Origin of the sequence: Actinoplanes nipponensis, from assembly GCF_016862275.1 — a bacterium.
Taxonomy (GTDB): domain Bacteria; phylum Actinomycetota; class Actinomycetes; order Mycobacteriales; family Micromonosporaceae; genus Actinoplanes; species Actinoplanes nipponensis.
The window spans coordinates 20446-34028 of the sequence record NZ_BOMQ01000104.1 but is presented as its reverse complement, the minus strand read 5'-3'; the positions used below and the strand labels follow the sequence as shown (position 1 = coordinate 34028).

General features: G+C 73.7%; 16 protein-coding genes and 1 pseudogene. 10 read left to right on the top strand and 7 right to left on the bottom strand.

The genetic code is table 11. The features are described 5' to 3' along the window. The first annotated feature begins 14 nt into the window (after nucleotides 1–14). From Ani05nite_RS40340 to Ani05nite_RS41720, 5 genes and pseudogenes are all read left to right on the top strand, one after another. Complete coding sequence (locus tag Ani05nite_RS40340; RefSeq protein ID WP_203777439.1) at nucleotides 15–1181, top strand: hypothetical protein; 1167 nt, start codon at nucleotides 15–17, stop codon at nucleotides 1179–1181. A 64-nt stretch (nucleotides 1182–1245) separates the two neighbouring features. After that, nucleotides 1246–2436 carry a hypothetical protein gene (locus tag Ani05nite_RS40335; protein ID WP_203777437.1) on the top strand — a complete coding sequence of 397 codons (1191 nt, stop codon included), beginning with the start codon at nucleotides 1246–1248 and terminating at the stop codon, nucleotides 2434–2436. 11 nt (nucleotides 2437–2447) lie between these two features. Next, entirely contained in the window at nucleotides 2448–3566 is a 1119-nt protein-coding gene (locus Ani05nite_RS40330) for a hypothetical protein (protein WP_203777435.1), read from the top strand. Nucleotides 3567–3599: 33 nt separating this feature from the next. Further along, nucleotides 3600–4109: pseudogene (locus Ani05nite_RS42175) on the top strand (class I SAM-dependent methyltransferase); the annotation flags it as partial. A gap of 22 nt (nucleotides 4110–4131) precedes the next feature. Beyond that, entirely contained in the window at nucleotides 4132–4308 is a 177-nt protein-coding gene (locus tag Ani05nite_RS41720; RefSeq protein ID WP_239131105.1) for a hypothetical protein, read from the top strand. A 3-nt stretch (nucleotides 4309–4311) separates the two neighbouring features. On the opposite strand, the gene Ani05nite_RS40320 is transcribed toward Ani05nite_RS41720, so the two are convergent. From Ani05nite_RS40320 to Ani05nite_RS40310, 4 genes are all read right to left on the bottom strand, one after another. Then, nucleotides 4312–5682 (bottom strand): outer membrane protein assembly factor BamB family protein, encoded by a 1371-nt coding sequence (locus Ani05nite_RS40320; protein ID WP_203777431.1) that lies wholly within the window; start codon nucleotides 5680–5682, stop codon nucleotides 4312–4314. Between the two features lie 11 nt (nucleotides 5683–5693). Further along, nucleotides 5694–5822, bottom strand: coding sequence for a hypothetical protein (locus Ani05nite_RS42070; RefSeq protein ID WP_275410725.1), 129 nt, complete (start codon nucleotides 5820–5822; stop codon nucleotides 5694–5696). A 114-nt stretch (nucleotides 5823–5936) separates the two neighbouring features. Further along, the gene (locus Ani05nite_RS40315) at nucleotides 5937–6179 is read right to left on the bottom strand and encodes a thioredoxin family protein (protein WP_203777429.1); all 243 of its coding nucleotides are present in this window, start codon (nucleotides 6177–6179) and stop codon (nucleotides 5937–5939) included. A gap of 25 nt (nucleotides 6180–6204) precedes the next feature. Further along, the gene (locus tag Ani05nite_RS40310; RefSeq protein ID WP_203777427.1) at nucleotides 6205–7254 is read right to left on the bottom strand and encodes a permease; all 1050 of its coding nucleotides are present in this window, start codon (nucleotides 7252–7254) and stop codon (nucleotides 6205–6207) included. Nucleotides 7255–7453: 199 nt separating this feature from the next. Here Ani05nite_RS40310 and sqr point away from each other — a divergent pair, with 199 nt between their 5' ends. Genes sqr through Ani05nite_RS40295 form a run of 3 tightly spaced genes read left to right on the top strand, consistent with a single transcriptional unit; the run spans nucleotide 7454 to nucleotide 9542 of the window. After that, nucleotides 7454–8695: a type III sulfide quinone reductase, selenoprotein subtype gene (sqr, locus tag Ani05nite_RS40305; protein ID WP_203777425.1), complete on the top strand. Its 1242-nt coding sequence runs from the start codon at nucleotides 7454–7456 to the stop codon at nucleotides 8693–8695. A gap of 5 nt (nucleotides 8696–8700) precedes the next feature. After that, nucleotides 8701–9015 (top strand): TusE/DsrC/DsvC family sulfur relay protein, encoded by a 315-nt coding sequence (locus Ani05nite_RS40300; RefSeq protein WP_203777423.1) that lies wholly within the window; start codon nucleotides 8701–8703, stop codon nucleotides 9013–9015. A gap of 14 nt (nucleotides 9016–9029) precedes the next feature. Beyond that, nucleotides 9030–9542 carry a DsrE/DsrF/DrsH-like family protein gene (locus Ani05nite_RS40295; RefSeq protein WP_203777421.1) on the top strand — a complete coding sequence of 171 codons (513 nt, stop codon included), beginning with the start codon at nucleotides 9030–9032 and terminating at the stop codon, nucleotides 9540–9542. On the opposite strand, the gene Ani05nite_RS40290 is transcribed toward Ani05nite_RS40295, so the two are convergent. From Ani05nite_RS40290 to Ani05nite_RS40280, 3 genes are read right to left on the bottom strand one after another with little or no spacing between them, the layout of a single operon-like run. Further along, complete coding sequence (locus tag Ani05nite_RS40290) at nucleotides 9535–10455, bottom strand: sulfite exporter TauE/SafE family protein (RefSeq protein WP_203777419.1); 921 nt, start codon at nucleotides 10453–10455, stop codon at nucleotides 9535–9537. The two genes, Ani05nite_RS40295 and Ani05nite_RS40290, sit on opposite strands and share 8 nt — an antisense overlap. Then, on the bottom strand, nucleotides 10452–11057 hold the full coding sequence (locus tag Ani05nite_RS40285; RefSeq protein WP_203777417.1) for a rhodanese-like domain-containing protein: 606 nt from the start codon (nucleotides 11055–11057) through the stop codon (nucleotides 10452–10454). The genes Ani05nite_RS40290 and Ani05nite_RS40285 overlap by 4 nt, the downstream gene beginning before the upstream one ends. 40 nt (nucleotides 11058–11097) lie before the next feature. Then, nucleotides 11098–12459 (bottom strand): MBL fold metallo-hydrolase, encoded by a 1362-nt coding sequence (locus Ani05nite_RS40280; RefSeq protein ID WP_203777415.1) that lies wholly within the window; start codon nucleotides 12457–12459, stop codon nucleotides 11098–11100. A gap of 158 nt (nucleotides 12460–12617) precedes the next feature. Here Ani05nite_RS40280 and Ani05nite_RS40275 point away from each other — a divergent pair, with 158 nt between their 5' ends. Both Ani05nite_RS40275 and Ani05nite_RS40270 read left to right on the top strand, forming a co-directional pair. Continuing rightward, entirely contained in the window at nucleotides 12618–12992 is a 375-nt protein-coding gene (locus Ani05nite_RS40275) for a thioredoxin family protein (protein WP_203777413.1), read from the top strand. Between the two features lie 82 nt (nucleotides 12993–13074). Beyond that, the gene (locus Ani05nite_RS40270) at nucleotides 13075–13344 is read left to right on the top strand and encodes a metal-sensitive transcriptional regulator (protein ID WP_203777411.1); all 270 of its coding nucleotides are present in this window, start codon (nucleotides 13075–13077) and stop codon (nucleotides 13342–13344) included. The last annotated feature ends 239 nt before the right edge of the window (nucleotides 13345–13583 follow it).

Genomic DNA, 13583 nt, shown 5'->3' with positions numbered 1-13583 from the left:
ATGGAGGCCGAATCATGCCGATCAGCAATCTCGGGCGCCGGGCGGCGCCCGCCGTCGCCGCCCTCACCCTCGTCGCCGCGACGGGGGCGGCGGCGCCCAAGTGGACGCTGCTCCCCGCGGTGCCGCTGCCTGCCGTCGCCGCCAACAGCCAGCTGCACACCATCACCGCCGTCTCCGCGCGTGACGTGTGGACGGCCGGCGCCTGGTGGGACCGCAGCGGGGTGCATCCGCTGGCCGTGCACTGGGACGGCGCCGGGTGGAAGGCCGCCGCTCTGCCGGCGCTGCCCCCGGACACGTACCTGAGCGGGCTGGATGCCGTCGACGCCGGCGACGTCTGGGCCGTCGGCAGCACCCTGACCAGTGCCGGGCCGACCACGCCGGCGACGCCCAGCCTGCTGCACTACGACGGGTCCGCCTGGCGGACGGTGCCGGGCCCGGCGCTGCCCGCGGGGTCGGCCAACGACCTCGAGGCCGTCGCCATGCGGACCGCCGGCGACGGCTGGGCGGTGGGCGAGACCTCGACCGGCACGCTGACCCAGCCGCTGATCCTGCGCTGGCGGGACGGCAAGTGGACCGGCTCACCCGTCCCGAAGCCGGCGTCGAGCACCGGCGGGCTGGTCGCGGTCGCGGCGGCCGCCCCCGACGACGTCTGGGCCGTCGGCACCGAGACCGACGCCGGACTCGCCCGCCACGGGCTGATCCTGCATTTCGACGGCGTCGCCTGGTCCCGCGTCGCGCTGTCCACCCCGGCCGGCACCAGCTTGGACGCGGTGGCCGTGGCCGGGCCCGGCGACGTCTGGGCGGCCGGCCGGACCTGCGGCCCGGCCTGCGCGGCGGCGGTGTGGCGGCTCGCCCCGTCCGGCTGGCAGCGGGTGCCGGCGGCCGGCGGCACCGGGGTGACCGCCCTGGTGGCGTTCGCGCCGGACCACGTCTGGACGCTGGGCTACCAGGCGCTGCCGAACAACACGAAGAGCGACCACGTCGAGCACTGGGACGGCAAGCAGCTCACCGCGGAGGACACCGGCCTGCCGCAGCTCCCGTCGGCGGCCGGGAACCAGGGCGAACTCGGCTCGGCCACGCCGATCTTCGCCGCCGCCGGCGACCCGGCGACCGGCGAGCTGTGGGCGGCCGGCTGGTCGGATCCGCCGGCGGTCACCCCGCGCGTGATCCACCGGGGCTGACCGCCGGGCCGGCCTTTCCGTACCGCGTCAGGGCGGTTTCCGCCGACGGTGCGACGGTGCGGCCATGGACCGAAGAAGATGCCGGGCCGGCGTCGCCGTGGGCGCGGGAGTCGCGCTCGCGGCGGCCGCCGCCACCCCGGCCGCGGCGGCCACCTCCTGGGCCGTCCTGAGCACCCCGAACCGCGGCGTCATCGCCAACGAGCTGTACGGCAGCGCCGCGCTGTCGGCCACCTCCGCCTGGGCGGCCGGCAGCTGGTACGACCCGAACCTGGCCGCCCCCCGCACGCTGATCGAGCGCTGGAACGGCATCTCCTGGTCGACCGTGACCAGCCCGAACGCCACGCCCTACTACAACGAACTGCGCGACATCGACGCCACCTCGGCCACGAACGCCTGGGCGGTCGGCTACGCCAACGGCGCCCCCGGCGTCAACGGCCAGCCGCGCAACACCCTGGCGATGCGGTGGAACGGCAGCCGGTGGTCCGTCGTCCCGACACCGCAACCCGGTACGAACCTCCGCCAGCTGTACGGCGTGAAGGCGTTCGGCCCGTCCGACGCCTGGTCGGTCGGCTGGTATCACGACGCGTCGTTCCACGGCGAGGCGCTGCTCCTGCACTGGAACGGCACCGCCTGGACCCAGGTGACCGCGCCCGACCCCGGCACGTCCGGCAACAGCCTTGAGGCCGTCGCCGGTGCGGCTCCTGACGACGTGTGGGCGGTCGGCTCGTACACCGACAGCGGCGACAGCGGCGTCCTCGGGCATCCGCTGGCGCTGCACTACGACGGCGCCCGGTGGACCCGGGCCGAGCTGCCGCCGCAGTCGGGCAGCGGCACTTTCCTGCACTCGGTGACCGCCCTGAGCCCTGACGACGTCTGGGCCGTCGGTTCCCGCAACGGCTACCACGAGCCGGCGGCGTACCACTTCGACGGCGCGGCCTGGAGCGAGGTGCCGATCTCCGTGGCCACCGGGACCGGCAACAACGTGCTGTACGGCGTCGCCGGCACCGCCGCGAACCAGGTGTGGGCGGTGGGCTACACCAGCTCCGGCGGCGGGCCGCAACCGCTCGCGCTGCGCTGGAACGGGACCACGTTCACCGCCGAGAACGTACCGCCGCAGCCGATCGGCGGCATGCTCGCCGGCGTCGCGGCGACCGCCGGCCCCACGGTGTTCGCCGCCGGGACGCGCAGCGACTTCTCGAGCGACGCCGGCGCCTTCACCGACCACACGCTGTCCGTCCGGGGCAGCGGGAACTGAAAGGACGGAACATGGGAGCAGTGCGTAGTGTCGCCGCCTCGGCGGTCGTCACCGGCCTGGTGCTGGCCGCCGCCGGTCCCGCCTTGGCGGCGACGGCGACCCAGGTGCCGGTGCAGTCGACCGGCTTCTTCGGTGGCCTGTTCAGCGTGGACGCGGTGTCGTCGGCCGACGGCTGGGCGGTCGGCGGCAACGGCAACGGGGTGGTCCAGCGGTTCAACGGTACGCGGTGGAGCCTGGTCCCGAGCCCGGACCTGCTGGCCGGCGGCGCGAACGGCTGGGCCGACCTGACCGGGGTCGACGCGACGTCGCCGGGCAACGCGTTCGCGGTGGGCAACTCGACCGCCGCGAGTGGCGGCGCGAAGGCCGCCGTCGCGCTGCGCTGGAACGGGTCGGCGTGGAGCCGGCAGTCCGTGCCCGGTGCGGCCGGCACGGACACCGAGTTCGCCGCGGTGAAGGCGTTCTCGGCGAGCGACGCGTGGGCGGTGGGGCAGAGCGCCTCGACCAACTCCACCTTCCGCAAGACGCTGACTATGCATTACAACGGCACGGCCTGGAGCCCGGCGCCGGCGCCCAGCCCGGGCACCAGGACGAACTTCCTGACCGCGGTGGACGGCGTGGCGAGCGGGAACGTCTGGGCCGTCGGGTACTCGCTGAATCTGCCGTACGGCAACCGGGTCCGGCAGTCGACGGTCCTGCACTGGGACGGCGCCGACTGGACCCAGGTGGCCAGTCCCAGCAACGGCAGCACGTTCCTCTACGACGTCGCGGCCGTCTCCGCGTCGGACGCGTGGGCCGTCGGGTCGAGCGCCGGCGGCGCGTTCGTGATCCGCTGGAACGGCACGGCCTGGAACCCGGTCGCCGGGCCGCCGCTGGCGGGGCTGCGCGGCGTGACCGCCCGGTCGGCCACCGACGTGTGGGTCGCCGGCTTCGACGCCGCGAGCCTGCCCGCCGTGGCCCACTGGAACGGGACGACCTGGTCGGTGACGCCGCTGCCGGTCACCGGCGGTGTGGGCACGCCCCTGCTCACCGCGGTGACGGCCGCAGACGCCGACACGGAGTGGGTGGTCGGCGCCCAGTCCGACGGCACGACCGGGCAGTCGTCGGGAATCGCCTTCCGCGTCGACGGATAACCCCCCGGGGCGCTGTACGGGCCCGGGCCGGTCGTGGCGGACCGGCCCGGGTCGCCGTCGTACGCCTGCGTCCCAATTGCCGGGGACACTGCCGATGTGCCCGGCCGGCCCTCCGGTGAAGGTGGTGCTGTCGTGGCGGGTTCGTACGACGCGCTGGCCGACGTCCACGACTGGCTCGTCCCCGACCAGCTGCTGACGCCGGAGGGGTCGGTGGCGGCGTTCGCCGACGTCGTGGACGCGCTCGGCGGCGGCGCCCGGGTCCTGGACTGCGCGGCGGGCACCGGCCTGCTCGCGGTGGGCCTGGCGCGCCGCGGCTTCGAGGTGGTCGCCGCCGACGCCAGCGTGGCCATGGTGGAGCGCACCCGGTCCCTGGCCGGGCGGCACCACGCCGAGCTGGCCGCGGTGGCGTGCGAGTGGGCGGATCTCCCCGCCCGGGGCTGGCCGGAGTCGTTCGACGCGGTCTTCTGCGTCGGCAACTCCCTCCCGCATGCCGCCGGGAAGGCGGCCCGGCGCGCCGCGTTGCGGGCGATGGCCGGCGTCCTGCGCGAGGGCGGGGGTGCTCGTGGTGACCTCGCGCAACTGGGAACGGCTGCGCGCGGCCGGGCCCGGCGAGCGCTCGTTGGTGATCCACGCGTGGACGCTCGCCGACGGCTGGGACGATCCGCATTTCCTGGACATCGCGGTGGCGCGGGTGGACGGCGCCGGCGCCGGCCGCTGTCGCGTCACCGCCCGCCGCGGGTGACCCTCACCGGCGCGGGTGCGTGCCCCCGGCCGGCAGGTGGTAGACCCACATGGTGGGCCGGCCGCCGACCGCCGGCCCGGCCACGTACAGCCGGCCGTTGACGATCGCCGGCGTGGTCATGAACGCCTCGAACGGCTGGGTGACCGTCGAGAAGACGGGTCCACAGACGAGGTCGCCGCAGCCCCGCGCGTCGAAGCCGCCGATCCGGCCGTCGTTCTGCGTGTAGTACGTGACGCCGCCGGCGACCGACGGGGACGCCCCGGTGCCGGTGCTCGTGCCGAGGTTGCCCAGCCAGCGGAACCCGCAGACCGCCCGGCCGCAGCCGCCCGCGTCGAACGCGTACAGCAGTCCTGCCGTGCTGCCGTACAGGAAGCCGTCGGCGACGGTGAGGTTCGCCTGGATCGCGTCGAAGTCGGCCGGGTGGGTGACCCAGAGCGGCGCGCAGTCGAGGCTCTGTCCGGCCGCGCAGCCCGAGGACGACATGGCGTAGATCGTGCTGGTCCGCGCGCTCTGGAAGTCGACGCTGGCGAAGTACACCGTGTCGCCGTTCACCGTCGGTCCCACGTCCTGGATCAGTCCGGAGCCGGTGTCCGCCCCGTCGACCGGCCGGCTGGCCCAGACCGGGGGACACGTGCGCCGGCCGCAGCCGCCGGCCGCGAACGCCACCAGCCGCTCCGCCGAGGTCGCGTACACCAGGCCGTTGGCCACCGCGGGCGCACCCTGGCCGGAAGTCTTCAGGTTGCCGGTCCACAGCGGCGCGCAGGTGGGCCGGCCGCAACCGGACGCGGTGAAGGCCAGCAGCCGGCCGTCGTTGGCGACGATGTAGAGCACGCCGCCGGCGACCGTCGGCGACGAGTCGGTGTTGGGCACCGCCGCCGTCCAGACCGGCCGGCAGGACGGTCGGCCGCAGCCGGCGGCCGGGAACGCGGCGAGCGTGCCGAGCCCGTTCTCGGCGTTGCCCGCCGACGAGACGAAGACCAGCCCGCCGGCCACCGCCGGGGTGGTGAACGCGCCGTTGCTGAGCGGGGCGGTCCACAGCGGGTCGCACTGGTCGGCGCCGCAGCCGGTGGCCGGCCAGGCGATCAGCAGGCCCTGGTCGGTGCCGACGTACGCGACCCCGCCGGCGACGGCCGGCGAGGACCCGGAGATGCCGCCGAACACCGGGTTCGCCGGCCCGGCCGCGACGTAGTCCAGGGTGAGCCCGCCGACCGTGTCCCGGGTGATGATCCTCTCGTCCGGGTTGGCCCCGCTGAGCCGGGCGTCGTGCCCGAACTGCGGCCAGCTCGCCGCCGTGGCCCCCACGGCCGGAGCGGGCGCGACGACCGCCGCCAGGAGAAGGGCGGCGACGGCGGCCGGTATGAGTCGGATGCGCATCGGTCCTCCCCTCAGCCGGTGACGGTCAGCCCGAAGGTGGCCGACGTGCCGATCGGATCACTGCTGACGGTGATCACGGTGACGGTGATCGCGGCGGGCCCGGCCGGCGCCACCGGCGCCGGCCCCAGAATGCGTACCATGTCGCTCCTCCTCCGTAGCGGGGCGGCCGCGCCGATGCGGCCGCCGTCCGTCGCCGGACGATGGCAGGCGGGACGGGAACGGAGCTGAGGTGGCGCTGAAACGAGCCGGACGGGTCAGGCGGCGCGGCCGCTGAGCAGGTCGCGGAGCCCGGCCGTGGTCGGCACCCGCCCGGACACGACGACCTTCTCGTCGACCACGAGCGCGGGTGTCGCCAGCACCCCGTAGCCGACGATGGTGGGAAAGTCCTCGACCTTCTCGATGGTGGCGTCGAGCCCGAGCGCGTCGACCGCCTCGCGGGCCCGGCGTTCGAGGGTGAGGCAGTTGGCGCAGCCGGGGCCGAGCACCTTGATGATCATCGGTTGTCCTTCCGGGTCGACGTGGTCAGCCGAGGACGGCGTTGAACAGGTAGCCGACCGCGACGATGCCGGCGCCGACGACGCCGACGAACGCCGCGAGCAGCTGCGGTCGGAGCACGCGGCGCAGCAGGATCAGCTCGGGCAGGCTCAGCGCGACGACGCTCATCATGAAGGCGAGCAGGGTGCCCATCGGCAGGCCCTTGTCGTGCAGGGCCAGCACCAGGGGCATGACGCCCGCGGCGTTGGAGTACAGCGGGATGCCGACGACGACCGCGACGAGCACGCCGAACGCGTTGCCCCTGCCGGCGTGGTCGGCGAAGAAGGACTCGGGCGCCCATCCGTGAATGGCCGCGCCGACGCCGATGCCGGCCAGCAGGTAGGGCCAGATCTTCCGCAGGATCGATCCGACCTCCTCGACACCCATCTGGACGCGCTCGTCGAAGCCGAGCCCCTCGGCGGAGTCCACGACCTGCCCGCCGAGCCTGGTCTCGAACACGAACGGCTCGACCCACCGCTGCGCGCCGAGGCGGCCCAGGATCCAGCCGCCGGCGATCGCCACGGCGAGGCCGGCGAGCACGTAGACCGCCGCGATCCGCCAGCCGAACAGGGCGAAGAGCATGCCGACGGCGAGCTCGTTGACCAGCGGGCTCGCGATCAGGAAGCTGAGGGTCACCCCGATCGGGACCCCGGCCGCGACGAAGCCGATGAACGCGGGGACCGCGCTGCAGGAACAGAAGGGCGTGACCACGCCGAGACCGGCGGCCAGGACGTTGCCCGCGCCCTCGCGCCGGCCGCCGAGCATCGCCCGGGTCCGCTCGATGCTCAGGTACGAGCGCAGGACGGTGACCACGAAGATGATCCCCACCAGCATCAGCACGATCTTGATGCTGTCGTACAGGAAGAAGTGGATCGTCTCGGTCGATCGGGCCGTCCGGGCCAGGCCGAGCGCGTCGTAGAGCAGGAGATCCCACAGCCACCCGTTCACCCAGTACGCGGCGGCCCACGCCGCCGTGACCGCGGACAGGGCGAGCCACCGGCCCCCCACGGAGGGCGGCAGGCGATGGGCGACGGTCATGGCCGCGTCCGCTCAGCGCAGCAGCTGTTCACGTCTCGATCGTGGCGCCGCCGGTGGCCGGCATCCAGAGGCGGACGTCCCGACGCGGCGGGACGGGGCTGCGGTCCGACGGTCCCGTCCCGGACGGGACCTCGGCCCCTACGCCGCCACCGGCCTTCTGAATACCGTGGGGGGTATCAAGGAACGGGAGGTGGGCGCGATGCGACGGCTACTCGTCCTGGGCGCCGGTACGGCGGGCACGATGGTGGTCAACAAGCTGCGCCACCGCCTGGCCCGCGCCGACTGGCAGATCACCGTGGTGGAGCCCGGCGACACGCACTACTACCAGCCGGGCTACCTGTTCCTGCCGTTCGGCACGTACAGCCCGGATCAGGTCGTCAGGCCGCTCCGGCCGCTGGTCGCCGACGGCGTGGACCTGGTGCGGGGCGAGGTCGACCGGGTGGCCGCGGCCGAGAACCGGGTGCTGCTGGCCGACGGCCGGTCCCTGCCGTACGACTACCTGGTGATCGCCACGGGCGTGACCCCGCGGCCGGACCAGACCCCGGGCATGCTCGACGGCGGGCAGTGGCGCCGGAGCATCTTCGACTTCTACACCTACGACGGCGCGCTGGCCCTGGCCCGGGCGCTCGACGCGTTCGACGGTGGCCGGCTGGTCGTGCACATCACCGACATGCCGATCAAGTGTCCCGTCGCGCCGCTGGAGTTCGCCTTCCTGGCCGACGCCCACTTCCGCCGGCGCGGCATGCGGGACCGGGTCGAGCTGGTGTACGCCACCCCGCTGCCGGGCGCGTTCACCAAGCCGGTCGCCGCCGCCCGGCTCGGCTCGATGCTGGACGAGCGCAAGATCACCGTCGAGCCGGACTTCCTGGTCGAACGCGTCGACGGCACCACGCTGGTGTCGTACGACGAGCGGGAGATCCCGTTCGACCTGCTGGTCACCGTGCCGCTGAACATGGGGGCCGACTACGTGGCCCGCTCCGGGCTGGGCGACGAGCTGAACCTGGTGCCCGTCGACCGGAGCACCCTGCTGTCCCGGGCGTACGACAACATCTTCGCCCTCGGCGACGCCAACGACATCCCGACCTCCAAGGCCGGATCGGTGGCGCACTTCGCGGTCGAGGTGTTCACCGACAACTTCGTCGCGTACGCGGCCGGGCGGCCGATGACCGGGCGGTTCGACGGGCACGCCAACTGCTTCGTCGAGTCCGGGGGCGGCAGGGCCCTGCTGATCGACTTCAACTACGACACCGAGCCGCTGCCCGGCCGCTACCCGGTGCCGGCCCTGGGCCCGTTCCGGCTGCTCGACGAGGCGGCCGTCAACCACTGGGGCAAGCTCGCGTTCCGGTGGATGTACTGGAACGTCCTGCTGCCCGGGCGGCCGATCCCGTTGCCGGCGCACATGTCGATGGCCGGCAAGCACCTACCGCACGCCGAGGAGTGAACACCATGCCCGTCACCAGCATCGCCGGCCGCGACATCCACGTCGACGCCGAGGGCTTCCTGACCAGCTACGACGAATGGACCCCCGAGCTGGCCGAGCAGCTCGCCGCGCAGATCGGCATCGACCTCACCGACGCGCACCGCAAGGTGGTCGCCTTCCTGCGCGACGACTACGCCACCCAGGGCGAGACGGCCACGCTGCGCCGGGTCTCCACCCTCAGCGGTGTCGGCACCAAGGAGCTGTTCACCCTCTTCCCCAAGAAGCCGGCCAAGAAGATGGCCTACATCGCCGGCCTGCCCAAGCCCCACGGCTGCGTCTGAACGGGAGCACTGCCATGACCACCCAAGCCGCACCGGCGATCGTCCCGAACTTCGGCGACGACGAGACCACCGGCCGCAAGCTCGCCATCATCTGCTCCAAGGGCACCCTCGACATGGCCTACCCCGGTCTCGTGCTGGCCAACGCGGCCCTCGGCGAGGGCGTCGAGACCCACCTGTTCTTCACCTTCTGGGGCTTCGACATGATCACGAAGTCGCGGATGGCGAACCTCAAGTTCACCCCGCTGGGCAACACCGCCACCCACCTGCCGCAGGGCGTCGGCGGCCTGCCCGGGATGACCGCGCTGGCCACCCACCAGATGAGGAAGCAGATCGCCGACGTCGGGGTGCCCGAGGTGCCGGAATTCCTGGAGCAGATCGTCGCCTCCGGCGGTCACCTGTGGGCGTGCCGGATGTCCGCGGACATGATGCACGTGACCAAGGACGACCTGTACGACGGCGTCGAGGACATCATCAACGCCGCTGACTTCATCGAGAAGACCGACGGCGCCCAGCTGCTGTTCATCTGATCGATCCGGCCGGCGGGAGCACACCGTGGTGCTGGGCCGGCGCGGGAAGGGGCGCCTCGCCGTGGGGAGCCCGATGCCGCCGCCACAGGACTGCTGTCGTCGCGGTCCCGGCCGCGAGCACGGCGAGGGCGCTCCAGAGCCAGGGACTCGTGCGGACCGGCTGGGGGAGTTGCTGGGCCAGCACGAACACGCCCATGGCCAGCACGAACCAGCCGAAGGCCCGGCGGAGCAGGTCCGCCCGGATGCGCCCGGCCAGCCTGCTGCCGGCGAGGCTGCCGAGGACGGCGGCCGTGGTGACGGCCGCGGCGAGCGCCCAGTTGATCGGCACGCTCGACAGGTAACCGGCGAATCCGGCGAAGGACTTCATGGCGATGACGACCAGGGAGGTGCCGACCGCGATCGGCATCGACAGGCCGCCCAGCAGGGCCAGCGCGGGCACGACCAGGAACCCGCCGCCGGCGCCGACGAGGCCGGTGAACAGCCCGACGGCGACACCCTCGGCGATGACCGTCCCGACCGGCAGCTCGTGCGGCACGACCCGGTCGGGGCGGGGGCGACGGCCGCGGATCATCGCGGTGGCGGTGGCGACCATCATGACCGCGAAGGCGGTCAGCAGGACCACCGCCGGGATGTACGTGGCGACCCGTCCGCCGGCGTAGGCGCCCGTCATGCCCGCGGCGCCGAAGATCAGGCCGGTACGCCAGCGCACCCGGTGCGACCGGGCGTGCGGGACGACGGCGACGGCGCTGGTGACGCCGACGACGAGCAGCGAGGTGGCGATGGCCTCCTTGGCGGGCAGCCCGGCCACGTAGACGAGCAGGGGTACGGCGAGGATCGAGCCGCCGCCGCCCAGCAGACCGAGACTCAGGCCGATGACCGCCGCCAGGACGACGGTGAGCGCCAGCATGATCATGGCCGGTGCCGGGTCGACTCGGCGTCGCGCAGCTGCCCGACGATGGTGTCCAGGTCGCAGCGGCTGCCGCGGTTGTACGGAAGCTTGCCGAGCAGCATGCCCATCGCGCAGGTGTCGGTGAGCGCGGCGACCGCCAGCCCGGCCCCGAGCAGGGCCGCGACCCACTTGAGCGCGGGCACGGCGATCGACGCCAGGATGCTGGCCAGCACGATCGTGCCGGCCACCAGGCGGACCTGGCGTTCGAGGTCCCAGCGCGGGCGGCCGGAATTGACCGGCTCGGCGGCGGCCTGCCAGGCGAGGATGCCGCCGGTGAGGACCCTGACGTGGGGCAGGCCGGCGTCGGCGAGGGTCTGCCCGGCCCGGGTGGCGCGGGCGCCGGAGCGGCAGACCAGCACGACCTGCTCGTCAAGGTGCCGGCGCAGCTCGGCGCGGTGTTCCCGGAGCAGGTCGAGCGGGACGTTGTAGGCGCCGGGGATGTGGGCGGTCTCGAATTCGGCCGGGGTGCGGACGTCGATGATGCGGGGACCCGAGCCCGCGGTGAGCTGCTCACGCAGCTCCGCGATGTCGATCGTGGCGGGTCCGCCGGGAAGGTCAGCGGTCATGTCTCCTCTTCGGATGGGTGGGCGCCGCGAGCGGGGTGGCTCAGCGGCCGGTGACGACGGGCAGTCCGGCGTCGCGGGCGTGGTCGAAGTCGTCGTCGACGGCGACGACGTGACGTCCGGCCCGGGCGAGCAGGGAGGCGGCGATCGAGGCGCGGTAGCCGGCGGCGCAGTGCACCCAGACCTCGCCGTCGGGCACCTCGTCCAGCCGGCGCGCCAGGTCGTGCAGCGGGATGTGCGTCGCGTCCTGGATGCGTGCCGCGGCGGCCTCGAGGGCGCGGCGGGTGTCGAGCACGACGACGCTGCGGTGGTGGCGGACCTGGGCGAGGTCGGCGAACGTGGCCCGGGGGTAGGACTCGAGCCCGTGGCCGCCCGCCCAGTCGGCCGGCGTGCCGGTGGCCTGCGCGGCGGGCCGGTCGATGCCGATCCGGACGAGTTCGCGCTGGGCCAGGGCGAGCTCGTCGGGGCTGTCGGCGAGCAGGGTGAGCGGGGTGCCCCACGGGATGAGCCAGCCGACGTAGGTGGCGAAGCTGCCGTCCAGGCCGAAGTTGAGGGTGCCGGCGACGTGTCCGGCCGCGAAGGCGACCCGGTGGCGCAGGTCGACGACCCACTCGCCGTCGGCCAGCCGCTTGCGGATCTGCTCGGCGTCGGCGTGTTCCGGCGTGGAGAGGTCCGGTTCGCCGGGGCCCGCGGCGTTCGCGGGCGCCATGTGCGCGTAGTAGGCCGGCCAGGCGTCGAGGCCGGCCAGCAGCTCGTCGACGAACGTCCGCTCGTCGCGGGTCAGCGCGGGGTTGACCAGCTTCTCCCGGGCGATCGTCGACGCCCGGGCCTCGCTCTGAGTGGCGGAGCAGAAGCTGCCGAAGCCGTGCGTGGGGTAGACGCCGGCCTCGCCGGGCAGCGTGGCGGCCAGCTTGTGCGCGGAGGCGTACTGGTGGTGCACGAGGTCGTGGGTGTGCGCCGGGCCGAGCAGGTCGGGTCGGCCCACGGAGCCGTAGAGCAGCGACCCACCGGAGAAGACCGCGACCGGCTCGCCGGTGTCGGCCAGGGCGTACGACAGGTGGGTGTGCGTGTGGCCGGGGGTGGCGATGACCCGCACGGTCATGGTGTCGCCGACGGCGATGACGTCGCCGTCGGACACCGGGACGCGGTCGAAGGCGACGGGATCGGCCGCGTTGACGTGGTACGCGGCGCCGGTGCGCCGGGCCAGGGCGTACCCGCCGGTGACGTAGTCGTTGTGGAGGTGGGTCTCGAAGACGTGGGTGATCCGTACGTCGTGGGCGGCGGCCAGGCCGAGGACGCGGTCGATGTCGCGCTGCGGGTCGACGACGAACGCGACCCGGCCGTCGTGGACGAGGTAGCTGCGGTCGCCGAGCGAGGGCGTGTCGATGGGCAGGATGGACGGCATGCCGGGACTCCTTGACGGGTTGGGTTATACCCCCGGGGGTATTTGTCATCGACGATAGCCCCCGGATCGGTGGTCCTGTCAACCCGGAATATATACCCCCAGGGGTATGTTGGGACCAGTGCCGACAGGACTGCGGCACGGATGGAGGGAGACGAGACATGGCCACCGTGGCATTGACCGAAGGGGCCTTCACCGCATCGGTGAGCGGGCCCGGCATCGTGCTGATCGACTTCTGGGCCGCCTGGTGCGGGCCCTGCCGGCGCTTCGCCCCCGTCTACGAGCGGGCCGGCGAGCACCACCCCGACATCGTCTTCGCGAAGGTGGACACCGAGGCCGAACAGCGGCTCGCCGGCGCCCTCGGCATCTCGTCGATCCCCACCCTGGCGGCCTTCCGCGACGGCGTGCTGGTGTTCGCCCAGGCCGGGGCGCTACCGCCGGCGGCGCTCGAGGAGGTCATCGCCGGGGTGCGCGCGCTCGACATGGACGCGGTCCGGGCCGAGCTCGCCTCCCGGGGCACCGCCGCGGCGCGCTGAGACCAGGGGAAAGTCGCGGCCGGCCAGGGGTACCCGGTGGGGTATTGTTGCGCCGTCAGGTAACGGGTGGAGGAGGCACGGCATGCAGATCGACCAGGACGCCCTCGGTGACGTCGTCAAGCGGCTGCGGCGCGCGGAGGGCCAGATCCGCGGGGTCATCGCGATGCTGGAGGACGGCCGCGACTGCGCGGACGTGGTGACCCAGCTCGCCGCCGTGTCCCGCGCGCTGGACCGGGCCGGCTTCAAGATCATTGCCAGCGGGCTGCGGCAGTGCCTGACCGCCGAGGAGAACGGCGAGGAGCCGACCCTCGACGTGGCGCGGCTGGAGAAGCTCTTCCTCTCGCTGGCCTGACCGGCATCCCCCGGCATACGGTAGGGGGTATCGGGCGGCGATCACCGCCGCTGCGCGGATCTGCTCGCCGCTGACATGGACCCGCGGAGCGGATGGCCGCGCTCACCGCCGTCGCCGGCCACTGCACCGTGCACAACACGCTGGCGCAGCAGCCGGAGATCACCGTCACGGTCGCCGGCTGACGCAGTGCGGGGCGCGGGCATCCGCCGTGAGCGGGCCGCCGGGGCTGACGGCAGCCC